Source organism: Variovorax sp. Soil_C_17 (assembly GCF_057657265.1).
The window spans coordinates 853,450-873,812 of the sequence record NZ_JBDGIT010000001.1 but is presented as its reverse complement, the minus strand read 5'-3'; the positions used below and the strand labels follow the sequence as shown (position 1 = coordinate 873,812).

Here is a 20,363-nt window from a genome sequence, read left to right as displayed (position 1 = left end):
GGCCAATGCCGGAATATCCACGTTCACTTGCCAATCCATGAAAGTAAAGGCGCCCTCCTCTCCCGCCCCTTCCCGCCTGGGCCAGCTCGGCGAATCGGACCTGCGCATGCTCAAGGTCTTCAAGGCCGTGGCCGACTGCGGCGGCATGGCGGCGGCCGAGCTGGAGCTCAACGTCGGCACCTCCACCATCAGCCGGCAGATCAAGGACCTGGAAACCCGCCTGGGCCTCACCCTGTGCCGGCGCGGGCGCGCCGGCTTCGCGCTGACGGTCGAGGGGCAGCGCGTCTACGAGGAGACGATGCGCCTGCTGAGCGCGGTCGACACCTTCCGCAGCGGCGTGGACGACATCCACCAGCGCATGGGCGGGCAGCTGGAGATCGGGCTCTTCGACAAGACGGCGACCAACCCGAAGGCCCGCATCGGCGAAGCCATCGCCGGCTTCGTCGAGCGCGCGCCCGAGGTGGCGCTGCAGATCCAGATCGGCACCATCAACGCGATCGAGCGCCAGCTGATCGACGGCAGCCTGCACGTGGGCATCATCCCTGCGCACCGGCGTTCCGAGAGCCTCGCCTACGACCTGCTCTTCGACGAGACCATGCTGCTGTACTGCGGCGCCGGCCATCCGCTCTTCGACGGCCGCAACACCGGGCTGGACTGGAAGGGGCTGCGTGCACATCGCTTCGCCGGGCTGGGCTACCACTCGCCCAACATGGAGGCCAGCCACCGCGCCGGACTCAAGCGCGCCGCCACCGGGCTGGACCAGGAGGCGATCGCGACGCTGATTCTCTCGGGGCGCTTCCTGGGTTTCCTGCCCGACCACTACGGCCGGATCTTCGAGGAGGGCGGGCGCATGCGGCCGGTGCGCAAGTCGATGTTCCGCTACGACTGCGGCTTCGTGTGCGTGATGCGGCGCTCGCCGGCGCCCTCGCGCGCGGCGCTGGCCTTCAGGGAGGCGCTGCTGCAGGCGCACGGCGCGGCCTGAGCGACCCATCGCCGGACCGGGCGAGAGGTTGGTTCCGCCCGAGGTCCGCCACCGCGGTGCAGGCCCGCATGTCAGCCGTGACCGCGCAAGCCGTGCGGCAACTTCCGTCGCATTGCCGCACGCGTGGTGGCAGACTGCAGGATTGAATCGAGGAGCCCGCGATGAACATGCTCGAAATGCCCGAAGCACAACGCACCGAACTGCAGGCCCGCAGCGCCCTGGCGATCGATGGGCGCGGCCAGGAACTGCTGCTTGGCCTGAATGCCGAGGAGTCGCGCTTCTTCATCGCCTGCATGCAGCAGACGCCTTCGCGCTCGGCGGAGCGCGATCGCTATGCCGAGCTGAAGGTGCGCCACGAAGCCGCACGCCTCAAGCTCGCGTCGGTGGACGATGAGAGCACGGGCGACGAGGAAGGGCCGCCCCATCTGGGGCACAAGTTCTGAGGCGGCGCGGGAGCGCAGCGCTGTAACATGCTTGAGAGTCGAAGCATTTCGGAGGCGCCATCATGTCCACTCCCGTCCACGATCTCGAGGCCCAGGTCCTCGGCCTGCCGCCCGAAGACCGCGCTCGGCTTCTGGAGCGCCTGATCGCCAGTTTCGAGCCCAGGTCGAAGGCGCAAGAAGCCTGGATGCAAGTCGCGATGCGCCGCCAGGAGGACGTCCGCTCCGGTAAGACGGCGATGGTCTCTGGCAATGAAGCTCTTGCGCGCGTCCGGGCAAGGATCGAGTGAGCCACTGGATACACCCGGAAGCCGAAGCCGAACTCGGTGATGCGGCGGTCTACTACGCGACGCATGCCAGCCGACTGATCGCCGAAGCATTCCTGGCCGAGTACGAAAGAGTTTTGGACCTGCTTCGCGAAAACCAGCAGCGCGGGCCGCACGCCGGGCAAGGTATGCGCGTCTATCACTTCGATCGGTTTCCGTACACCGTAATCTACGCAGAGGACGCAGACTTGGGCCCCCAGATCTTCGCCATCGCGCATCAAAGCCGCGAACCGAGGTATCGGGCAGACAGACGGTGACATCGTCCGGGCAGCCACGTGCGAGTTCTCCCACGGCGGGTCCCGCGCTGCCCCGACATCGGCAAGCCGGGCACAGGCTAGCGTGGGGCCAGTCGCCTTCCAAGGAGCTTGATGATGCCCAGACACGATGCCCCCAGCCGCGCGGAAACACGCCGGCCGCGGCGCGATCCGGACTACGAGAAGTGGCGTGACGAGCAGGTGCGCCGCCTCGACGAAGAGCACGACAACTTGCACGGGCCGCGCCCGCATGCGGGCCCCGCCGAAGAAGGCGAACAGCCGCAGAGCCCCGGCGCCAAGCCCCTGCACAAGACGCAGCAACAGCAGCACTGAAGCCGCTCCGGGCAGGTGCGGGCGCGGGCGCGGACTCTGGCGCTACTCGACGAAGCGCCGCAGGCCTTCCAGGTCGACCACGGTGATCCCCCCGTACTCGATGTGCAGCAGCCCCGCCTCGCGCAGCCGGTTGAGCGCCGCGTTGCAGCGCTGGCGCGACAGCCCCGACAGGTTCGCGATCTCCTCCTGCGAGGTCTGCAGGTGCGCATCGCTGCCCGGATGCAGCCAGGGATGGAACAGGCCCGCCAGCGCCCGCGCCACCTGGCTGTCGGCGTCGAGCAGCCGGTGCGCCGCGTAGTTGCCCATGAACCAGTGCAGCCGCTCGTTGAGCTGGCGCAGCAGGAAGTGGTTGAAGCTCAGCTGCGTCTGGTGCAGCCACTCGAAGGTCTCCAGCGGCAACCGCGCCACCCGGCTGTCGCGCAGCGCGATGATGTCGGCCGAGCGCGGCAGGGCCCGCAGCAGCGTGCCCTCGCCGAACCAGCTGCCGACCGAAAGGCCGCCGAGCGTCACGGCGCGGCCGTCGTCGGCGGTGATGGACCACTTGAGCAGCCCCTCGAGCGTGCCGTACCAGTGCAGGGGCGTGTCGCCGCGACGGCACAGCGCGCAGCCGGCGGCCACGGGCTGCTCGCGGATTTCGTCCAGCACGCGCGCCTGGGCCTGCGCGTCGAGCGCGGGAAACCAGACCGAGTGCTGCAGCAGCTCGGGGATCGAAAGGGATGCCGCCGGTCGCCGGCTCGGCTTGTTGTGCATCGACGCTCCTGCGCCGCGTAAACCCTGACTCCAAATGTCGTCGCAATGACTGTGGGCCCGCCGGCGGGCAAAAATAATAGCGCGCTCATCCATGGAGACCGACCCGATGTCCAAGCGCAAGGTGATCGTGACCATTGCCCCTACCGGTGGCATGGCGCACAAATCGCAGAACCCCCACCTCCCCACCCAGCCGGCGGAGATTGCCGCCGACGTGGTGGCCTGCTGGAAAGCCGGTGCCAGCGTGGCTGCCATTCATGCGCGGCGGCCGGATGACGGCGCGACCTGCGACGCGGCGGTATACCGCGAGATCAACCAGCGCATCCGCGACGCCGGCTGCGACATCGTGATCAACAACTCCACCGGCGGCGGCGTGCATGGCGACATGGTCAAGCCGCTGCCCGGCGGGCGCTGGGAGATCGCCTTCGAGGAACGCATCAAGGGCATGGACGCCGGCGCCGAGATGTGCACGCTGGACGCGACCACGCTCAACCTCAGCTTCGAGGGCCGCGAGATCCTGATGGACACGCCGCTCGGCAAGGGCCGCGAGCTCGCCGCCGGCATGAAGGCGCGCGGCATCAAGCCCGAATGGGAGGTGTTCAGCCCCACGCACATCCTGCAGGACACGACCACGCTGATCAACGAGGGCCTCGACGAAGCGCCCTACTTCATCAACCTGGTGATGAACGTGCACCGCAACTTCCAGAACGCGATGCCCTTCTCGCCGCGCCACCTGCAGATGATGGTGGACACGCTGCCCAAGGGCGCGATCTTCTGCGTCAGCGGCATCGGGCCCTCGCAGCTGGAGGCCAACATCAGCGCCCTGCTGCTGGGCGGCCATGCGCGCGTCGGGCTGGAGGACAACCTCTACTACCGCCACGGCGAACTCGCGACTAATCTGCAGCTGACGGAGCGCATCGTGCGCATCCTCGGCGAGCTGGACATGCAGCCCGCCACGCCCGCCGAGGCGCGCGACATGATGGGCCTGCCGCGCGTCGGCCTGCCGCGCCCCGAATTCGCCCTGTGACGAACGCTCTCTACAACAGCCTCCGAGGAGACAACACCATGACCGATCGCCGCCACTTCCTCCACGCCCTCGGCGCCGCCGCCGCCTTCGGCGCGCTCGCGCCGCTGTCCGCGCTGGCCCAGACGCTCGAGCAGATCAAGATCTACTACGGCTTCCCGGCCGGCAGCGCCGGCGACAGCGTGGCGCGCCGCGTCGGCGAGAAGCTGGCGGGCTCGGCCTACACCCGCAACGCGGGCGTCGTGGAAAACAAGCCCGGCGCGGGCGGCCGCATCGCGCTGGAGGTGCTCAAGGGCGCGCCGGCCGACGGCAGCGTGCTGGCGCTGTCGCCCTTCTCCTGCACCTCCATCTACCCGCACATCTACAGCAAGCTGAGCTACGACCCGGTCAAGGACATCACGCCGGTGTCGATCGCCGCGGTGATGCACCATGGCCTGGCGGTCGGCCCGCTGGTGCCGGCGAGCGTGAAGAACGTCAAGGACTTCCTGGCCTGGGCCAAGGCCAACCCCGACCAGGCCAGCTACGGCTCGCCGGCAGCCGGCTCCACGCCGCACTTCATCGGGGCCCTGCTGGGCATCAACAACGGCGTCGAGCTCAAGCACGTGCCCTACCGCGGCTCCATCCCCGGGGTGACCGACGTGGTGGGCGGTCAGATCGCCGCGATGGTGACGCCCAGCGGCGACTTCATCGCCAACCACAAGGCCGGCAAGCTGCGGCTGCTGGCCACCTCCGGCAAGGCGCGCTCGCCCTTCTCGCCCGAAGTGCCGACGCTGGCCGAGCAGGGCTTCGCGGAGCTCACGACCGAGGAGTGGTTCGGCTTCTACGCGCCGGCCAGGACGCCGGCCGCGGTGGTCGGCGCGGCCAATGCGGCCATCAACGCCGCGATCAAGGAAAAGTCGGTGATCGACAGCCTGGCGGTGGTCGGCCTGATCGCGCAGGGCTCCACCGTGGAAGAGATGGCGCGCTCGCAACGCGCCGAGTTCGAGCGCTGGGGCCCGCTGGTCAAGAAGGTCGGCTTCACGGCCGAGTCCTGAGATGGCGCAGATGGCCACGTCCGTCAGGCGCGTCGCGGTGGTCGGCACCGGCGTGATCGGCGCCAGCTGGGCCGCCTGGTTCCTCGCGCAGGGTCTGGACGTCGATGCCACCGACCCGTCCCCGGGCGCGGAGGCGCGGCTGCGCGAGGCCGTGGCGCAGCACTGGCCCACGCTGGAGCGCTTCGGGCTGGCGCAAGGCGCCTCGATGGAGCGGCTGCGCTTTCACGCTTCGCTGGAAGACGCCCTGCGCGATGCGGACTTCGTGCAGGAAAACGGCCCCGAGCGCCTGGATTTCAAGATCGATCTGTTCCGCCGCATGGACGCCGCCGCGCCGCTGCACGCGATCCTGGCCTCCAGCTCCTCGGGGTTGACGGTCAGCGGCATGCAGTCGGGCTGCGCGCATCCGGAGCGCGTGGTGCTGGGGCATCCCTTCAATCCGCCGCACCTGATTCCGCTGGTGGAAGTGATCGGCGGCGAGCGCACCTCGGCCGACGCCGTCGAGCGTGCCATGGCCTTCTACGCCGCCATCGGCAAGCGGCCGATCCACGTGAAGCGCGAGGTCAAAGGGCACATTGCCAACCGGCTGCAAGCGGCGCTTTGGCGCGAGGCCTTCCATCTGGTCGACCAGGGCGTGGCCTCGGTGGCCGACATCGACACGGCCATCTCGCAGGGCCCGGGGCTGCGCTGGGCAGTGATGGGTCCCTTCATGAACCTGCACCTGTCGGGCGGCGCGGGCGGCATCGCGCATGTGCTGGCGCACCTGGGCGGGCCGATCGAGGACTGGTGGAAGGACCTGGGTTCGCCCCTCATGACGGCGCAGCTCAAGCAGCAGGTGACCGAGGGCGTTGCTGCGGAACTCGGCGAGCGCCATGAAAGCGAACTCGAACGCATGCGCGACACCCTGCTGCTGAACCTGATCCGCGCCAAGTCGGCGTCCGGCACACTCGAATAACAACGCGCCTCCAGGAGACAAGCGATGAAAGCCGAGGGCTTCTTCGACGACCCCACCCAGCTCGCCCCGCCCCGCACGGTCCGCATCGACTTCGACGACGGCTCCTTCGCCCTGCGCTCGCCGGTGGCGCTCAAGCCCTACGCCCGCTGCATCGGCGAATGGCTGGAGCGCTGGGCGCGCGAGACGCCCGATGCGCTGGCGCTGGCCGAGCGCGACGAAAGCGGCGAGGGGTGGCGCAAGCTGGACTACCGCGCATTGCGCCGTGCGGTCGGGGCGGTGGCGCAGGGCCTGCTCGACCTGGGCATGCCGCCAGACAAGCCGGTGGTGATCCTCTCCGACAACGCGATCGACCATGCCGTGCTGATGCTCGCCACGATGCACATCGGGCGCACCGCGTGCTCGCTCTCCAGCGCCTACTCGCGCATGGCCAAGGACCCGTCGCGGCTGCACGGCATGCTGCAGGCGCTGGGGCCGGCGCTGATCTATGCCTCGGATGCCAAGGTTTACGGCAGCGTGCTGGCCGGCTGCGGCGTCGAGGCGATCACGGTGTTCAGCCGCAATGCCGATGCGCATGCCGGCGCCCTGGCCTTCGAGCGCCTGCTGGCCACGCAAGAAACGCCGGCCGTGATGCAAGCCTTCGAGGCCATCCTGCCCGAGACCCATGCCAAGTACCTGCTGACCTCGGGCTCGACCGGCAAGCCCAAGGTGGTGATCAACACCCACCGCATGCTGTGCGCCAACCAGCAGATGATTGCGCAGACCTGGCGCTTCCTGGACCAGGAGCCGCCGGTGCTAGTGGACTGGCTGCCCTGGAGCCACACCTTCGGCGCGAATCACAACTTCAACGTCGTGCTCTGCCATGGCGGCGCGCTCTACATCGACGAGGGCCGGCCGGCGCCGGGCCTGATCGAGAAGACCGTGCGCACCCTGCGCGAGGTGCGGCCCACGCTGCTGTTCAACGTGCCGCGCGGCTTCGACATGCTGCTGCCCTTCCTCGAGGCGGATGAAGCGCTCGCCGCCGATGTGCTGTCGCGCCTGCGCCTGTGCTTCTACGCCGCCGCAGCGCTGGCGCCCTCGACCTGGCAGCGGCTGGAGGCGGTGGCCAAGCGTGCGCGGCCGGCTGCGCCGCTGTGGCTCACCACCTCCTGGGGCGCGACCGAGACCTCGCCGGCCATCACCTCGGCCCACTGGAAGCTCGAGGGTGCGGGCTGCATCGGCGCGCCGCTGCCGGGACTGGAGCTGAAGTTCGTGCCCAACGGCGACAAGCTGGAGATGCGGGTCAAGGGCGTGTCCGTCTTTCCCGGCTACCGCAACGCGCCGCGCGAGACCGCGCAGGCTTTCGACGAAGAGGGCTACTACCGCATCGGCGACGCGGGCTACCTGGCGGACGCGAAGCGGCCGGAATGCGGCGTGATGTTCAACGGCCGCGTGGCCGAGGACTTCAAGCTCACGAGCGGCACCTGGGTCTCGGTGGGCACGCTGCGCGTGCAGCTGGTCTCGCGGCTGGCGCCGCTGGTGCAGGACGTGGTGATCACCGGCCACGACCGCGAGTCGGTGGGCATGCTGGTCTTCCCGAGCGCGCAGGCCGCCCAGCGGCCGCGCGAGGAGCTGGCGGCGGCGCTGTTGCGCACGATGCAGGCCCTGCGCGACGAGGGCGCGGGCTCGTCGCAATGCCCGGTGTGCGCGCTGGTGCTGGCGACGCCGCCGGACATCGATGCGGGGGAAATCACGGACAAGGGCTACATCAACCAGCGCGCGGTGCTGGTGCGGCGCGCGGCGGAGGTGGAGCGGCTGTACGGGGCAGCGCAGGACGCCGAGGTGGTGCGGCTCGGCTGACGGGGCGCCGCTGCGCGATGTGCGACGCGTCTTCCTACATGAGCCAGCGCGCGTTGCCCGGCCCCGCGGTCCGATCCGGCACGCCGTAGGGCAGCGGCAGCGATGCGGTGGTGCGGCTGGCCCGGAGCACGGCGCGGTCGGTCTCCACTTCGTGGAAGCAGGCCAGCATCGCGTTCACCCCGGGCGCCCGGCCCGGCTGTGTGCGCCAGGCCGGCCATTCATGGTCCATCTGGGCGCAGAGATCCCTCCAGGTCTCGGCCAGGGCCGCCCAGGACACCAGTTCGGGGTCACCCACGCGCCGCGCGAGCTGATGCAGCGCGCGTTGCAGCACGGGCACCTGTTCCAGCAGCAGGCGACAGCGCCGGAACTCCTGGGCATCGCGCGGCAGGTCCAGCGCGGCGCCGCCGTAGTGGGGCGGGCGCACGCCGGTCAGAAGCGTGAAGAGCGCCAGGCTCGACAGGCCCTGCTCGCCGGCCGCCAGCCAGCGCACCGCCTGCGCGTCCAGCCGGCGCGCCGCGCGGCCCAGCTGCGCGCGCACCCGGCCGGTCGCGGCGGCAGCCTCTTGCTCGCGAATGCGCGCCAGGCCGTCGGGCGGGCCGATGACCGCCGTGGCGCCCAGCATGCGCGCCACGTCGGCATGCAGCACATGCAGATCGCTCGCCCCGCGCAGCAGGCGCAGCCAGGTGCCCAGCGGCATGTGGCCGTACACGATCGTGCAGCCTTCGCGCTGCAGGACCCGGTAGTTCGGCGCGCCCTGGGGCGCTGGCTTCCACGTGCTCATGCCTGCATATCGGCAGGCGGGAGGCTGCCGAACAGGGCGGGTGGCCAAAAAGGCGTTCGAATGCGACTCGACGCCGCTGAAGCGCCTTCCTCAACAGGCGGCGCCGCTGTTTCCTCGTGAGCCGACGTCCTTGCGTGGTTGGCCGGCCCATGGGCTCACAGCTCCGGCGCTCACCACCGCGCCGACCACGCTTCCAAGGGCACGCGCGCCGCATTGCACACGTAGCTGATCGCGTGGTACCAGCCCGCCAGCATCAGCAACTCGACCAGCTGCGGCTGTGTCCACTCCAGCGAGAGCGCCTGCCAGAGCGCGTCATCGACATCGGCCTTGTCGTGCAGGGCATCGACCAGCCGGATCAGCCGGCGATCTCGAAGTGCCAGCCCATCGAGATCGGCCCGTGCCGAAACGATCGCTTCGCGTTCGGGCTCGCCCAGCCCCGCCGCCTGCGCGAACGCCGCCCAGTGCACGCCCCACTCGTACTCCGCCCCGCAGCGGGCGCACACGCGCAGGATGACGATCTCGCGGTCGCGCAGCGGCAGCGTGGCCTTGCGGCCCAGGAGGTAGCCGCCCCATGGCACGGAGCGCTCGGCCAGCGACGGATTGACGGCCAGCACGCGGAACAGGGACAGGATCTCGGGCGCCTCGGGTGGCGTCATCTTCTTCAGGAGCGCACCGAGCTCCTCCGGATAGGGTGGCGCGAGCGGCGCGATGCGCGCTGCGGGTGGGGTGGTCATGCTCGACTCCTCTGGCTAGAATGGCTTGGACCGCTACGGAATTCGTAGCAGCCGAATCCAGTCTACCGCTACGGATTCCGTAGCGCAAGTGTGTCCACGACATCGTCTCGCCGCCATGCCCGCTCCTGCCCCCGACGCTGCCCATCTCACTGCCCGCCGGCCCATCATGGCCCTGCTCGAACAGCTGGGGCGCAAGGGCACGCTGCGCATCCTGTGGGAGCTGCGCGACGGCGTGCCGCAGAGCTTTCGCGCGCTGCAGGCGAATGCGGGCGAGATGTCGCCCTCGGTGCTGAACGACCGGCTCAGGGAGCTGCGCGCGCTGCAGATCGTCGAGCTGGCCGAGGCAGGCTATGCGCTCACCGAATCGGGCGCGGAGTTGGTCAAGCGCCTGAAGCCGCTCAACCAGTGGGCCGACCGCTGGTTCGAGAGGCTGTGACAACGTGCACGAGGTTTGACGATTTGTCCAGCTATGGATAATCAGTCCAACACAGGAAGCACCTCCATGCCAGTTACGCTGAAGCTCCCCACTTTCGACGACGTGGCCGCCGCCGCGCGCCGCATCGAAGGCCATGCCCACCGCACGCCCGTCCTGCGTTCACGCACGGCCGACGAGGAGCTGGGCGCGCAGCTCTTCTTCAAGTGCGAGAACCTGCAGCGCATCGGCGCCTTCAAGTTCCGCGGGGCCTTCAACGCGCTCGCGAAGTTCGACGAGCAGCAGCGCCGCGGCGGCGTGGTGGCCTTCTCTTCGGGCAACCATGCACAGGCGATCGCGCTGGCGGCCCGCATCCTGGGCATGCCCGCGACCATCGTGATGCCGCACGACGCACCGGCCACGAAGGTGGCGGCCACCAAGGGCTACGGTGGACAGGTGGTGATCTACGACCGCTACAAGGACGACCGCGAGCAGATCGGGCGCGAGCTGGCGCAGAAGCACGGCATGACGCTCATCCCGCCCTACGACCATCCGGACGTGATGGCCGGCCAGGGCACGGCGGCGATGGAGCTGTTCGAGGAAACCGGGCCGCTCGATGCCCTGTTCGTGCCCCTGGGCGGGGGCGGGTTGCTGTCCGGTACGGCGCTGGCCACGCGCGCACTCGCGCCGCAGTGCAAGCTCTACGGCGTGGAGCCCGAGGCAGGCAACGACGGGCAGCAGTCCTTCCGCAGCGGGAGCATCGTGCACATCGACACGCCCAGCACCATCGCCGACGGCGCGCAGACGCAGCACCTGGGGCAGCACACCTTCGCCGTCATCCGCCGCGACGTCGACGACGTGCTGACGGCGAGCGACGCACAGCTGGTCGAGGCCATGCGCTTCTTCGCCACGCGCATGAAGCTGGTGGTCGAACCCACCGGCTGCCTGGGCTTCGCGGCTGCGCGCGAGATGAAGGCGCAGCTGCGCGGCCTGCGCGTGGGCGTGCTGATCAGCGGCGGCAATGTCGACGTGGAGCGCCTGGGCGCCCTGCTCGCAGGCTGAGCTTCACTCCCTGGGCTGCACGCCGAAGCGGTGCAGCACGTTGCGCAGCAGCCGGCCGAAGACCGGATCGCTGCCCAGCACCCAGGCCGCGCCCACCGCGCCGGCGTGGAACACACGGCCGCCCTGGGGGCGCTCCCAGTAGATCATCTCGGCCGACAGGCCGTCGAGCGACTCGGTCAGGTTCGAGAAGCAATCGAGGTAGGCATCGAGCCGGCCGGGCACGCGGCGGATGCCTTGGGCGATGACCTCGATGCCCTGCTGCGGCACGGGGAGCGAAGCGCCCGCCGGCACGCGCCGGGTCATGCGCGCCAGGGTGGCGATGCTGAGGTCCCACTCGTGGCCGATCGCACGCGGCAGCCCGCCGCCCGGCGCATGGCCGAAGGTCTGGCCCTCGGCGAGGCCCAGCGGATGCGGCTCGTTGAACAAGGCATGGCGCGGCCGGGTCACGTGGTAGACGCCGAAGTCCTCGCCGTCGGCGAAGGCCCAGCCCGCGGTCTCCAGGCCGATGATGTCCGCGGCCGCCCGGCCCGAGGCCCTGAGCCGGCCGCCGCGCGCCCAGTCCTGGCTGTGGAACTGCTCGCCGAAGGCGCCGGCGGGCGGACCCGGCGGCGGCATCGTCTCGTCGTGATCGGGGCCGTTGACCTTGCGCTGCTCCATCACGGTCATGTCCTCGTCGTAGCTCACGCGCAGGTACATGGTGTTGCCCGACAGCACGATCGCGCTGCCGCCGCGGCGCAGGTAGTCGTCCAGTCCGTCGACGGCGGGCGTCGACCAGTACTCGCTGTGGCCGTTGACGAACACGGTGCGATAGCGCGCGAGCAGCGACGGGTCGCGGTGCAGGTCGATGTCGCCGATCACATCGAAGTCGTAGCCTTCGCGCTCCAGCCACACATGCAGGCGGCGCTCGAGCCGCGCCCACTGGCTGAAGCCGCTGCCCTCGGGGTCGTACAGGGCGTTGGGGCTGGCGTTCGGCCAGGGCATGCGCAGGCCGACCTGGTAGCAGGGCTGGCCGGCGCGATGGTCGGTGTAGCTGCAATAGGCGGGGGCCTCCGGGTGGCAATTCTCCAGGCCCGCCGAACGGCGCGGCCACACGGGATCGTCCACCACGTTCTTCGCGAAGGGCGTACTCGCGTAGGCCAGCCAACTGCTGACGGCGCACAGCACGAGGATGGGCGCAGGCGCGGCCTGCGCGGGCTTGCGGACGATGAAGGTGATGTCGTAGTCGGCGTCGCGGCCGTCGAGCTCGAAGCGCAGGCGGCCCACGTAGAGGCCGGGCTTCGCATGCTCCGGAATGCGGAATTCGTGCGTGGCCTCCCAGCGGCAGTCGTAGAGGTCGTCGCTGGCCAGGCGCAGGCCGTGGCCGCGCGTGGGATCGCTGAAAGGGTCGTAGCGCGTTTCGGCGTCTTCATGCGCGCCGACCTTGGCGGGTTCGAAGGCCGGCCCGACGATCATCCAGGTGCCGTGGTTGACGATGCGGCCGTTGCGCTGATGGCCGCTCGCATCGGCCACCTGCGCGCCGCGCTCCTCGCGCAAGGGCCAGCAGGCCAGTACCGAGCGGCCGGTGGCGGCGACCAGGCCGCGTTCGGCAAAGCGCTGCGCGATCTCCTCCGGCGCGAGGGCGCGGTCGTAGAGCACCGGCATCAGCAGGTCGGCGTCCAGAAACAGATCGGCGAGGCCCTCGACGGCGCCGGCGCCCAGGCGCAGCGGCGCCGGCCCGGGCCGCACCTCCCGCGCCGCCTCCCATTGCCCGGCCTGCACGCCGTCGATCCACAGCGCAGCGACCCGGCCGTTCCACGTGGCGGCCACGTGCTGCCAGCGCCGCGCGGCCAGCCGGCCCCGGGCCTGCAGCGCATCGGCGCGGAAGGCGCCGCCATCGCCCAGATGGAAGCCGAGCGCGCCGCCCTCCTCGATGAAGAGGCCCCAACCGCAATGCGCGGGAAAGTCGTACTGGCCGATCAGGCTCTGCCGCGCGTCGATGCGCCAGGGCTTGACCCAGCATTCCACCGTCAGCCCGCGCAGGGGCAGTGCGGCAGGCAGCCCCTTGTCGACGTGCACGTAGGAGCCCGGATGGATGGGCTGCACGCGCGCGGGGGACGGTGCGAAGCGATGCAGCACCTGGTCGTCGCTGCGCCCCTCCACATCGCTGCCCAGCCGGCAGACCGAAAGACGCCAGGCCCGGTCGCTGCTCACGTGGAAGCGCAGCAGCTCCCCGGCCGCCACGCTCTTGTGGTCGGCATAGCCGTGAACGCCGGGAAGATGAAGAGGCCTGTGTGCAGGGATGCGGGTCATTCGGAGGTGAAGCCCGAGGCCTTGACCACCGGCCCCCAGCGCTGGAGGTCGTCCTCGATGAGCTTGCCGAGCTCCTCGCCGGTGCTCGGATGCGGATCGCTGCTCAGCTTGAGGAAGCGCTCCTGCACCTCCTTGCTGGCCAGTGCCTTGCCGAGGGCCGCATGCAGCTGGTCGACGATGGGCTTGGGCGTTCCGGCGGGCACGAAAAGCCCGGTCCACTCGAGGTTGTCGAAATGCGGCTGGCCCAGCTCCTTGAGCGTGGGCACGTCGGGCAGCAGCGCGGCGCGCTTCGCGCCATTGACCGCCAGCACCTTGAGCTTGCCGCTCTGCTGATGGGCCACGAGGTCGGCGATGGGCGTGATGCCGGCCGCGATCTGATCGCCCAGCAGGTCCTGCACCAGCGGCGCAGCACCGCGGTACGGTGCGGCCACGAGGTGGGTCTTGGCTTCGGCGCCGAGCCGATAGCCCATGAACTGCGCGACGCTGCCGGGCGCCGGCACGCCGTAGGTGGCCTTCTGCGGATCGGCGCGCGCGATGTCCAGCCACTGCTTCACGTCCCTGGCCGGCAGCGCGGCAGGCACGGCGATGCCTTCGTAGAAGCTGGCGATGCGGCCCACGGCCTTGAAGTCCTTGACGGGGTCGTAGCGGACCGATTTGGAGGTCAGCGGCAGCATCACCATCATGTGCATGTTGGCCAGCAGCACGGTGAGGCCGTCGGGCGCGGCGCTGCGCACGTAGTCGGCCGCGATCTGGCCGCCGGCGCCGGTGCGGTTGTCGACGACCACGGTGGTGCCCAATTCGGCCGCGAGCTTGTCGGACAGCGTGCGCGCCTGCACATCGGCCGAGCCGCCCGCGGGGTAGCCGACGATCAGCTTGACGGGGCCCTTGTTCGTGGCGATCTGCGCGGGCGCTGCGGCGGCGAAGACAAGGGTCGCGCAGGCGAGCGCGGTCTGCAGGAGTCGATGGATCATGATGGACCTTCGGGGATGGAAAAGGGTCAGGCCGCGAGGCCCCGGCGCGCGATCTCGTCGGCGAGGTCCGCGAGCGATTTTTCGAGCAGCTCGGCCAGGGTGTCGATCTCTGCCTCGCTGATGGTGAGCGGCGGCGTGATCATCTGGAAGTCGCCGAAGGCGCCGAGGTTGGCGCGCCGGTTGTAGAGCGCAATGCCATGCCGGAGGCCATGCTCGGTGAGCCGCGCCGGCGCATTGAAGGCCACGGGCAGCTGGCGCCGGGTGGACTTGTCGGCCACGATTTCGATCGCGGTCAGCAGGCCCATGCCGCGCACGTCGCCGACGATGGGCGAGCGCGCGGCGATCTCGCGCAGGCGCGCCATGAGCAGCTCTCCCCGGTCGCGCGCCTTCGCGACCAGGTCTTGCCGGATCACCTCGTCGACCACCGCATGGGCGACGGCGCAGGAGAGCGGATTGGTGAAGTAGGTGTGGCCATGCACGAAACCACCGCTGCCGGCCACCGCGTCCACGATGCGGTCGGGCGCGAGCAGGCAGCCCAGCGGGGTGTAGCCCGCGGCCAGGCCCTTGGCGAGCGTGACCAGGTCGGGCCGCGCCGCGGGCCAGTGATGCGCGGCGAGGAAGGCGCCGGTGCGGCCGGCGCCGCTCATGATCTCGTCGTAGATGACGAGCACGCCATGGCGGTCGCAGATCTGCCGCACGCGCCGGAAGTACGCGTCCGACGAGACGACCGCACCGGTCGACAGGCCGCCGATGGGCTCGAGGATGAAGGCGAGCACCGTCTCCGGGCCTTCACGCAGGATGGCCTGCTCGAGCGCGTCGGCGCAGGCGATCTCGAAGGAGGCCACCGTGTGCCCTTCCGGCACCCGGTAGGACAGCGGCGCGGGCACCTTCGGCATCGAGCGGATCATCGGGCCGTACAGCTTCAGCGTGTTGGCATCGCCCGTGACCGCCAGCGCGCCCAGCGTGGAGCCGTGGTAGCTGGGGTCGCGCGAGATCACCTTGCTGCGGCTGCCCTGCCCCGTGACCACCGCGTACTGGCGCGCCAGCTTGATGGCCGACTCGTTGGCCTCGGAGCCGCCCGAGACGAAGAAGGCGCGGTCGAAGCCCTCGCCGGCCAGCGCGCAGACCCGATCGGCCAGCGCGATGTTGTGCTCGCTCTCGAAGAAGCGCGGATAGGCGAAGCTGACCTTGGCCGCCTGCTCGGTCATCGCGGCCAGCACGCGCGGGTTGCCGTGGCCGATGTTGGCAACCACGGCGCCGGCGGTGGCGTCCAGGTAGCGCCTGCCGTCGGCGTCCCACAGGAAGACGCCCTCGCCGCGCGCGATGCGCGGCGGGCGTGGCGCGCCCTTGGGCGCGTAGAAGCCGAGGACGGTGCCGCCCTGCGGCGTGTCGCCGACGGTGCGAACGATGGGAGCCGGGTTGTTCATGCCATGGACGATACGAACAGAGCGGCCTGCCGGGTAGACGTATCAGGCGATGAAGTGCTATACGTCACGCGCATGAAGTACGCACACGACCGCCTGGACCTGCTCGAGACCTTCATCCGCATCGGCGAGAGCGGATCGCTGAGCAAGGCGGCACGGCTGCTCGACACCACGCAGCCGACGGTAAGCCGTCGCCTGCTGGAGCTGGAGCGCCTGCTGGGCTGCAAGCTCGCGCTGCGCACCACGGCCAGCTTCTCGCTCACCGACGAGGGCCGTTCGCTGCTGGCGGAGGCGCATGACCTGACGGATCGCTGGTCGGGCCTGTCGCACCGGCTGTCGGGCGGCCAGAGCCGGCCCGAGGGCACCTTGCGCGTGATCGGCCCCTCGGGCTACGGCACGGGCTTCCTGACGGACGCGGTGACGGACCTGCGTGCCGCGCATCCCGGCCTGCGCATCGAGCTGACGCTCACCGACCGCGTGGTGGACCTCGCGGCCTCGGGCGCGGAGTGCTGGGTCTGCGTGGGCGATGTGCGCGACCCCGGCCTGGTGAGCCGCCACCTGGGCGCGATGGAGCGCGTGCTGATCGCCACGCCGGCCCTGCTCAAGCGCACCGGCCCGGTCACGCTGGCGCGGCTGCCCTCGCTGCCCTGCGTGGGCCTGGTGCCCTATGTGGAGGGCAGCGTGCGCCTGCTCGACCGGTCCGGGCGCTCGCGCATGGTGCGGCTGGACACGCCGATCAAGACCGACAGCCTGCTGTCGAGCTACCGCGCGATCCTCAACGGCGCGGGCATCGGCGCCGCCGCGCCCTGGATGTGCCATGCGGACATCCAGGCCGGCCGGCTCAAGCGGGTGCTGCCGCGCTGGTGGCTGGAGCCGATCGGCATCCACATCGCGCTGCCGCCGGGGCTGTACCGGCCGGCGCGGGTGACGGCCTTCATCGAGGCATTGAAGCAGCGCATGCATGCGCTGCCTGGTTTCCGGCCCGCCTGATCTGCCCCGGCTTCAGCGCGACTTCGGCCGCGCGGTTGCCGGCGGCTTCTTCTTGTCGTCCTCGCCGCCGAACAGCTTCTCCACCTGCTGCCCGACGCGCGCGCCGATCGCGGTGCCCACGCCCGGCAACACGGCCGTGCCCACGGCGGCCCCGGCCAGCGCGCCGCCGGTGAGCGACAGCTGCGGTTCGTCGAGCGTGCCGGCCAGCTTGAGCGGCACGCCGACCACGCCGTCGACCAGGTCGATCGCCATCTCGCCGTTCAGGCGGCGATTGAGCACGCTCGCGCTGCCGCTGGCGCTGAGCACGCCCGAGCGCGCCTGCAGGCCCGTGTAGCGCAGCAGGATGCCGTCCCCGGTGTTCTGGGTTTCGAGGGTGCCGGTGAGCTCGTCGAGCACCGTGCGGCCGCCGCGCCCGGCATTCGGCGCGCCGACCACCTTCGACAGGTCGAAGCCCTTGAGCGTCGCGGGCCGCATGACGAAGCGGGTACGGGTGTTCAGGTGGCGGATCAGCTCGCCGACGTCGTCGCCCTCGCTGCGCACTTCGGTGCGGCCGTCGAAGCGGCCCTCGACCGCCTGGTTGCGGCGGAAGGCGCTCACCAGATCGCCCACGTCCACGCCCCGCGGCTCCAGCTCGGCGGTGACGCGCATGCGGCCTTTCTCGAGCGTCTGCAGTTGGGCCTGGCCGTTCCAGGTGCCGCCGCCGGCATCGATCTGCACGCGCCAGCGGTCCTCCCCGCCTTCGCGCGCGAGGCGCAGGCGCGTGGCGGGCGACACGCCGGGGCGCCGCACTTCCGCCTCGCGCGGTCGCCAGCCGGGGTCGAAGCGCAGCTCGGCATCGTAGGCCAGCGCGATGTCGCGGCGGTTGATCCAGACGATGTCCTGCAGCCGCAGCCGCTCGACCGGGATCTCGGCCGGGGTCCACGCGCCGGCGAGCATGCCGGAGACCTCGCCCGCCTGCCAGCGGCCGCGGAAGGCGCGCACCGAAGCCCGCGGCAGCACGGCGCCTTCGACCTCGACGGCCTCGATGGCGATGGAGCGGCGCAACAGCGCGGCGAGGCGCGGGCGCAGGACCACGCGGCGCACGGTGATAGGCCGCGGCTGATCGGTCTCGAGATCGTGCAGCACCACGACCGGCGCGGGCCGCAGGGACCAGCTCGCGCTGCCCACTCGCAGGCCGATGCCGCTGGCGCGCTCGAAGCTCTCGCTGATCCGGGCCGCGAGTGCTTCGTCGCTCGGCAGCAAGCGCCAGGCGAACCAGCCCAGGCCGCCCAGGAGCAGCAGCACCGCCACGCCGGTGCCGATGAGCCATCGTCGCGTTCGCGTCATTGCCAGAGCTTGAGTCCCGGGGTGGGTTGGCCATGTCGTCTGGGGACGACCGGTGATGTCAGGGTCAGTCGCTATAGTTTTGACCCACATCGACCCTGGAGAACGCGAATGTCCATCTGGAAAAAAGAGATCTCGATCGAGGAGCTGACCCGCAGCCACGTCAACACGGCGGTCGCCACGCTGGGCGTGGAGTTCCTCGAGATCGGCCCCGACTTCATCCGCGGCCGCGTGCCGGTGGACGAGCGCACGCGCCAGCCCTACGGCATCCTGCATGGCGGCGTGTCGGTGGTGCTGGCCGAGACGCTGGGCTCCTGCGGCGCGCACTACTCGGCGCCGGAAGGTCACCGCGCAGTGGGCCTGGACATCAACGCCAACCATCTCAAGGCCACGACCTCGGGCTGGGTCACGGGCGTTGCGCGCCCGGTGCATCGCGGCCGCAGCACGCAGGTCTGGCAGATCGACCTCAGCAACGACGCCGGCGAGCTGACCTGCGTCTCGCGCATCACCATGGCAGTGCTGATCCCCCAAGGCTGATCCCCCAAGGCTGATCCCTGAAGGCAGCCCGAGAACAACAACCGAGGAGAACCCCGACCATGAGCGATTCCTACCTTCCCCGCTGGCGCGAGGTCGCGGCCGGCCATGCCGCCGTGGTGGCGCCCGACGAGCGCCTGCCCTGGCCGCAGACCGCCGCGATGGGCGTGCAGCACGTGATCGCGATGTTCGGCGCCACGGTGCTGGCGCCCATCCTCATGGGCTTCAACCCGAACATCGCGATCCTGATGAGCGGCGTCGGCACGCTGATCTTCTTCCTGGTGACCGGCGGCCGGGTGCCGAGCTACCTGGGCTCGAGCTTCGCCTTCATCGGCGTGGTGATCGCGGCCACGGGCTACGCCGGCCAGGGACCGAACGCCAACCTCGGCGTGGCGCTGGGCGGCATCATCGCCTGCGGCGCGGTCTACGTGCTGATCGGCGTGCTGGTCGCGCTCACCAACGAGCGGCACCACAAGTCGGTGCCGATCCGCGGCGTGGAGGTGGAGGAGATCGAGCAGGACGTCGCCGTCCACTGGATCGAGCGGCTGATGCCGCCGGTGGTGACGGGCGCGGTGGTGGCGGTGATCGGGCTCAATCTCGCGAGCGTGCCGATCAAGAACATGGCGCCCACCGGTTTCGACACCTGGATGCAGGCGCTGACTTTCCTGTGCGTGGGCCTGATCGCGGTCTACACGCGCGGCATGGTGCAGCGCCTGCTCATCTTGATGGGGCTGATCGCCGCGAGCCTCATCTACGCCGTGCTGACCAACGGCCTGGGCCTCGGCAAGCCGATCGACCTCGCCCCGCTGGCCGCGGCGGCCTGGTTCGGCCTGCCGAAGTTCGCGGCGCCGGTGTTCGAGGTCAACGCCATGCTGCTGATCGCGCCGGTGGCGGTGATCCTCGTGGCGGAGAACCTGGGCCACATCAAGGCGGTGAGCGCGATGACGGGGCGCGATCTCAATCCTTACCTGGGGCGCGCCTTCATCGGCGACGGGATCGCGACGATGGTGAGCGGCGCGGCCGGCGGGACCGGCGTCACGACTTATGCCGAGAACATCGGCGTGATGGCTGCCACGAAGATCTACTCCACCGCGATCTTCGTGGTGGCGGCGCTGATCGCGCTGCTGCTGGGCTTCAGCCCGAAGTTCGGCGCGCTGATCCAGGCGATCCCGCTGCCGGTGATGGGCGGCGTGAGCATCGTGGTGTTCGGCCTGATCGCGGTGGCGGGGGCCAAGATCTGGGTCGACAACCGGGTCGACTTCTCGCAGAACCGCAACCTGATCGTGGCGGCCATCACGCTGATTCTGGGCACCGGCGACTTCACGCTGAAGTTCGGCCAGTTCGCGCTGGGCGGCATCGGCACCGCCACCTTCGGCGCGATCCTGCTCTACGCCCTGCTCAACCGTTCGCGGGCGGCCTGAGGCGGGTTCCAGTGCGGCACGGCGCGCGCGCGGTAGATGCGCAGGATGCGCGCCATCAGCTCCTGCAGCAGGCCCGGCGGGTCATCGATCATGCGCGCGACCGGAAAACTGCCCAGCGCGAAGCCGGCGAAGCGGATCTGGACGCGATCGAAGTAGAGGTACAGGCCCCGCCCCGCGTCGAGCAGGCAGCGCTCGGCCGTGTCGAAGAAGTCACCGCACTGAAGCTCGGCTTCTTGTGCCGCGCCGAGACTGTAGGTGTAGAGGTCCGAGTGCACCGTTCGAATATCGAGGATGGGTTGCATAAGGGCGAGCGTGCCGCGCAATTTCGAAGCGGCCGAGTCTGTGAATAAAAACCGGCCTCGCTTGTAGGAGTCAAGCCATCATTCCTGCCGGTGTTGCGTCCGCGAATCAATGTGAAACCCCATGCAAGAAGTGTTGTGCAGCGTCATCTTTCCATGAAGCATCGACAGGTTGCCCGCCACTGCCCGTTAGAC

22 protein-coding genes are annotated in these 20,363 nt (G+C 70.1%); 14 read left to right on the top strand and 8 right to left on the bottom strand.

Annotated elements, in window-relative coordinates; genetic code table 11:
* Nucleotides 1-37 precede the first annotated feature (37 nt).
* The 5 genes from AC3A6Y_RS04130 (at nt 38) to AC3A6Y_RS04110 (ending at nt 2,335) form a co-directional block, all read left to right on the top strand.
* The gene (locus AC3A6Y_RS04130; RefSeq protein WP_487866956.1) at nt 38-982 is read left to right on the top strand and encodes a LysR family transcriptional regulator; all 945 of its coding nucleotides are present in this window, start codon (nt 38-40) and stop codon (nt 980-982) included.
* Nucleotides 983-1,143: 161 nt separating this feature from the next.
* Complete coding sequence (locus AC3A6Y_RS04125; protein WP_487866955.1) at nt 1,144-1,425, top strand: hypothetical protein; 282 nt, start codon at nt 1,144-1,146, stop codon at nt 1,423-1,425.
* 62 nt (nt 1,426-1,487) lie between these two features.
* Nucleotides 1,488-1,712, top strand: a complete 225-nt coding sequence (locus AC3A6Y_RS04120; RefSeq protein WP_487866954.1) for an addiction module protein — start codon at nt 1,488-1,490, stop codon at nt 1,710-1,712.
* Nucleotides 1,709-2,005: a type II toxin-antitoxin system RelE/ParE family toxin gene (locus AC3A6Y_RS04115; protein WP_487866953.1), complete on the top strand. Its 297-nt coding sequence runs from the start codon at nt 1,709-1,711 to the stop codon at nt 2,003-2,005. Before AC3A6Y_RS04120 ends, AC3A6Y_RS04115 begins: the two co-directional genes overlap by 4 nt.
* 114 nt (nt 2,006-2,119) lie before the next feature.
* Nucleotides 2,120-2,335, top strand: coding sequence for a hypothetical protein (locus AC3A6Y_RS04110; RefSeq protein ID WP_487866952.1), 216 nt, complete (start codon nt 2,120-2,122; stop codon nt 2,333-2,335).
* Between the two features lie 42 nt (nt 2,336-2,377).
* Here AC3A6Y_RS04110 and AC3A6Y_RS04105 read toward each other — a convergent pair whose 3' ends face one another.
* Nucleotides 2,378-3,085, bottom strand: coding sequence for a Crp/Fnr family transcriptional regulator (locus AC3A6Y_RS04105; protein WP_487866951.1), 708 nt, complete (start codon nt 3,083-3,085; stop codon nt 2,378-2,380).
* Nucleotides 3,086-3,191: 106 nt separating this feature from the next.
* Here AC3A6Y_RS04105 and AC3A6Y_RS04100 point away from each other — a divergent pair, with 106 nt between their 5' ends.
* Genes AC3A6Y_RS04100 through AC3A6Y_RS04085 form a run of 4 tightly spaced genes read left to right on the top strand, consistent with a single transcriptional unit; the run spans nt 3,192 to nt 7,928 of the window.
* The gene (locus AC3A6Y_RS04100) at nt 3,192-4,109 is read left to right on the top strand and encodes a beta-keto acid cleavage family enzyme (protein ID WP_487866950.1); all 918 of its coding nucleotides are present in this window, start codon (nt 3,192-3,194) and stop codon (nt 4,107-4,109) included.
* Between the two features lie 38 nt (nt 4,110-4,147).
* A complete protein-coding gene (locus AC3A6Y_RS04095) occupies nt 4,148-5,140 on the top strand; it encodes a Bug family tripartite tricarboxylate transporter substrate binding protein (RefSeq protein ID WP_487866949.1) in 993 nt (330 codons plus the stop codon).
* Between the two features lie 10 nt (nt 5,141-5,150).
* Complete coding sequence (locus AC3A6Y_RS04090) at nt 5,151-6,092, top strand: 3-hydroxyacyl-CoA dehydrogenase NAD-binding domain-containing protein (protein ID WP_487866948.1); 942 nt, start codon at nt 5,151-5,153, stop codon at nt 6,090-6,092.
* 24 nt (nt 6,093-6,116) lie between these two features.
* Nucleotides 6,117-7,928, top strand: a complete 1,812-nt coding sequence (locus tag AC3A6Y_RS04085; RefSeq protein ID WP_487866947.1) for a feruloyl-CoA synthase — start codon at nt 6,117-6,119, stop codon at nt 7,926-7,928.
* 34 nt (nt 7,929-7,962) lie between these two features.
* Here AC3A6Y_RS04085 and AC3A6Y_RS04080 read toward each other — a convergent pair whose 3' ends face one another.
* On the bottom strand, nt 7,963-8,709 hold the full coding sequence (locus AC3A6Y_RS04080) for a hypothetical protein (RefSeq protein WP_487866946.1): 747 nt from the start codon (nt 8,707-8,709) through the stop codon (nt 7,963-7,965).
* 170 nt (nt 8,710-8,879) lie between these two features.
* Entirely contained in the window at nt 8,880-9,443 is a 564-nt protein-coding gene (locus AC3A6Y_RS04075) for a carboxymuconolactone decarboxylase family protein (RefSeq protein ID WP_487866945.1), read from the bottom strand.
* 115 nt (nt 9,444-9,558) lie between these two features.
* On the opposite strand from AC3A6Y_RS04075, the gene AC3A6Y_RS04070 reads away from it, so the two are divergent.
* Both AC3A6Y_RS04070 and AC3A6Y_RS04065 read left to right on the top strand, forming a co-directional pair.
* Nucleotides 9,559-9,879: a winged helix-turn-helix transcriptional regulator gene (locus tag AC3A6Y_RS04070; RefSeq protein ID WP_487866944.1), complete on the top strand. Its 321-nt coding sequence runs from the start codon at nt 9,559-9,561 to the stop codon at nt 9,877-9,879.
* A gap of 66 nt (nt 9,880-9,945) precedes the next feature.
* The gene (locus tag AC3A6Y_RS04065; protein ID WP_487866943.1) at nt 9,946-10,917 is read left to right on the top strand and encodes a threo-3-hydroxy-L-aspartate ammonia-lyase; all 972 of its coding nucleotides are present in this window, start codon (nt 9,946-9,948) and stop codon (nt 10,915-10,917) included.
* A 3-nt stretch (nt 10,918-10,920) separates the two neighbouring features.
* Here the strand turns inward: AC3A6Y_RS04065 and AC3A6Y_RS04060 are convergent, their stop codons facing one another.
* Genes AC3A6Y_RS04060 through AC3A6Y_RS04050 form a run of 3 tightly spaced genes read right to left on the bottom strand, consistent with a single transcriptional unit; the run spans nt 10,921 to nt 15,604 of the window.
* The gene (locus AC3A6Y_RS04060) at nt 10,921-13,206 is read right to left on the bottom strand and encodes a N,N-dimethylformamidase beta subunit family domain-containing protein (protein ID WP_487866942.1); all 2,286 of its coding nucleotides are present in this window, start codon (nt 13,204-13,206) and stop codon (nt 10,921-10,923) included.
* On the bottom strand, nt 13,203-14,177 hold the full coding sequence (locus AC3A6Y_RS04055; protein WP_487866941.1) for a Bug family tripartite tricarboxylate transporter substrate binding protein: 975 nt from the start codon (nt 14,175-14,177) through the stop codon (nt 13,203-13,205). The genes AC3A6Y_RS04060 and AC3A6Y_RS04055 overlap by 4 nt, the downstream gene beginning before the upstream one ends.
* Nucleotides 14,178-14,203: 26 nt before the next feature.
* The gene (locus AC3A6Y_RS04050; RefSeq protein WP_487866940.1) at nt 14,204-15,604 is read right to left on the bottom strand and encodes an aminotransferase family protein; all 1,401 of its coding nucleotides are present in this window, start codon (nt 15,602-15,604) and stop codon (nt 14,204-14,206) included.
* A gap of 72 nt (nt 15,605-15,676) precedes the next feature.
* Between AC3A6Y_RS04050 and AC3A6Y_RS04045 the strand changes: the two genes are divergently transcribed.
* Nucleotides 15,677-16,591, top strand: a complete 915-nt coding sequence (locus tag AC3A6Y_RS04045) for a LysR family transcriptional regulator (RefSeq protein ID WP_487866939.1) — start codon at nt 15,677-15,679, stop codon at nt 16,589-16,591.
* 12 nt (nt 16,592-16,603) lie between these two features.
* Here the strand turns inward: AC3A6Y_RS04045 and AC3A6Y_RS04040 are convergent, their stop codons facing one another.
* Nucleotides 16,604-17,917, bottom strand: coding sequence for an AsmA family protein (locus AC3A6Y_RS04040; protein ID WP_487866938.1), 1,314 nt, complete (start codon nt 17,915-17,917; stop codon nt 16,604-16,606).
* 108 nt (nt 17,918-18,025) lie between these two features.
* Here AC3A6Y_RS04040 and AC3A6Y_RS04035 point away from each other — a divergent pair, with 108 nt between their 5' ends.
* Together AC3A6Y_RS04035 and AC3A6Y_RS04030 are read left to right on the top strand one after the other, a co-directional pair.
* The gene (locus AC3A6Y_RS04035; protein ID WP_106559714.1) at nt 18,026-18,451 is read left to right on the top strand and encodes a hotdog fold thioesterase; all 426 of its coding nucleotides are present in this window, start codon (nt 18,026-18,028) and stop codon (nt 18,449-18,451) included.
* A gap of 59 nt (nt 18,452-18,510) precedes the next feature.
* Complete coding sequence (locus AC3A6Y_RS04030; RefSeq protein ID WP_487866937.1) at nt 18,511-19,869, top strand: solute carrier family 23 protein; 1,359 nt, start codon at nt 18,511-18,513, stop codon at nt 19,867-19,869.
* Here AC3A6Y_RS04030 and AC3A6Y_RS04025 read toward each other — a convergent pair.
* A complete protein-coding gene (locus AC3A6Y_RS04025; RefSeq protein ID WP_487866936.1) occupies nt 19,836-20,171 on the bottom strand; it encodes a hypothetical protein in 336 nt (111 codons plus the stop codon). The two genes, AC3A6Y_RS04030 and AC3A6Y_RS04025, sit on opposite strands and share 34 nt — an antisense overlap.
* Between the last annotated feature and the right edge of the window lie 192 nt (nt 20,172-20,363).

Excerpts from the sequence above, each read along its gene's own strand:
- AC3A6Y_RS04110 (WP_487866952.1), top strand. The coding sequence starts at position 2,120 with ATGCCCAGACACGATGCCCCCAGCCGCGCGGAAACACGCCGGCCGCGG.
- AC3A6Y_RS04100 (WP_487866950.1), top strand. The coding sequence starts at position 3,192 with ATGTCCAAGCGCAAGGTGATCGTGACCATTGCCCCTACCGGTGGCATG.
- AC3A6Y_RS04075 (WP_487866945.1), bottom strand. The coding sequence starts at position 9,443 with ATGACCACCCCACCCGCAGCGCGCATCGCGCCGCTCGCGCCACCCTAT.
- AC3A6Y_RS04080 (WP_487866946.1), bottom strand. The coding sequence starts at position 8,709 with ATGAGCACGTGGAAGCCAGCGCCCCAGGGCGCGCCGAACTACCGGGTC.
- AC3A6Y_RS04085 (WP_487866947.1), top strand. The coding sequence starts at position 6,117 with ATGAAAGCCGAGGGCTTCTTCGACGACCCCACCCAGCTCGCCCCGCCC.
- AC3A6Y_RS04030 (WP_487866937.1), top strand. The coding sequence starts at position 18,511 with ATGAGCGATTCCTACCTTCCCCGCTGGCGCGAGGTCGCGGCCGGCCAT.
- AC3A6Y_RS04125 (WP_487866955.1), top strand. The coding sequence starts at position 1,144 with ATGAACATGCTCGAAATGCCCGAAGCACAACGCACCGAACTGCAGGCC.
- AC3A6Y_RS04105 (WP_487866951.1), bottom strand. The coding sequence starts at position 3,085 with ATGCACAACAAGCCGAGCCGGCGACCGGCGGCATCCCTTTCGATCCCC.
- AC3A6Y_RS04035 (WP_106559714.1), top strand. The coding sequence starts at position 18,026 with ATGTCCATCTGGAAAAAAGAGATCTCGATCGAGGAGCTGACCCGCAGC.
- AC3A6Y_RS04040 (WP_487866938.1), bottom strand. The coding sequence starts at position 17,917 with ATGACGCGAACGCGACGATGGCTCATCGGCACCGGCGTGGCGGTGCTG.
- AC3A6Y_RS04090 (WP_487866948.1), top strand. The coding sequence starts at position 5,151 with ATGGCCACGTCCGTCAGGCGCGTCGCGGTGGTCGGCACCGGCGTGATC.
- AC3A6Y_RS04055 (WP_487866941.1), bottom strand. The coding sequence starts at position 14,177 with ATGATCCATCGACTCCTGCAGACCGCGCTCGCCTGCGCGACCCTTGTC.
- AC3A6Y_RS04120 (WP_487866954.1), top strand. The coding sequence starts at position 1,488 with ATGTCCACTCCCGTCCACGATCTCGAGGCCCAGGTCCTCGGCCTGCCG.
- AC3A6Y_RS04045 (WP_487866939.1), top strand. The coding sequence starts at position 15,677 with ATGAAGTACGCACACGACCGCCTGGACCTGCTCGAGACCTTCATCCGC.
- AC3A6Y_RS04070 (WP_487866944.1), top strand. The coding sequence starts at position 9,559 with ATGCCCGCTCCTGCCCCCGACGCTGCCCATCTCACTGCCCGCCGGCCC.
- AC3A6Y_RS04065 (WP_487866943.1), top strand. The coding sequence starts at position 9,946 with ATGCCAGTTACGCTGAAGCTCCCCACTTTCGACGACGTGGCCGCCGCC.
- AC3A6Y_RS04050 (WP_487866940.1), bottom strand. The coding sequence starts at position 15,604 with ATGAACAACCCGGCTCCCATCGTTCGCACCGTCGGCGACACGCCGCAG.
- AC3A6Y_RS04060 (WP_487866942.1), bottom strand. The coding sequence starts at position 13,206 with ATGACCCGCATCCCTGCACACAGGCCTCTTCATCTTCCCGGCGTTCAC.
- AC3A6Y_RS04095 (WP_487866949.1), top strand. The coding sequence starts at position 4,148 with ATGACCGATCGCCGCCACTTCCTCCACGCCCTCGGCGCCGCCGCCGCC.
- AC3A6Y_RS04130 (WP_487866956.1), top strand. The coding sequence starts at position 38 with ATGAAAGTAAAGGCGCCCTCCTCTCCCGCCCCTTCCCGCCTGGGCCAG.
- AC3A6Y_RS04025 (WP_487866936.1), bottom strand. The coding sequence starts at position 20,171 with ATGCAACCCATCCTCGATATTCGAACGGTGCACTCGGACCTCTACACC.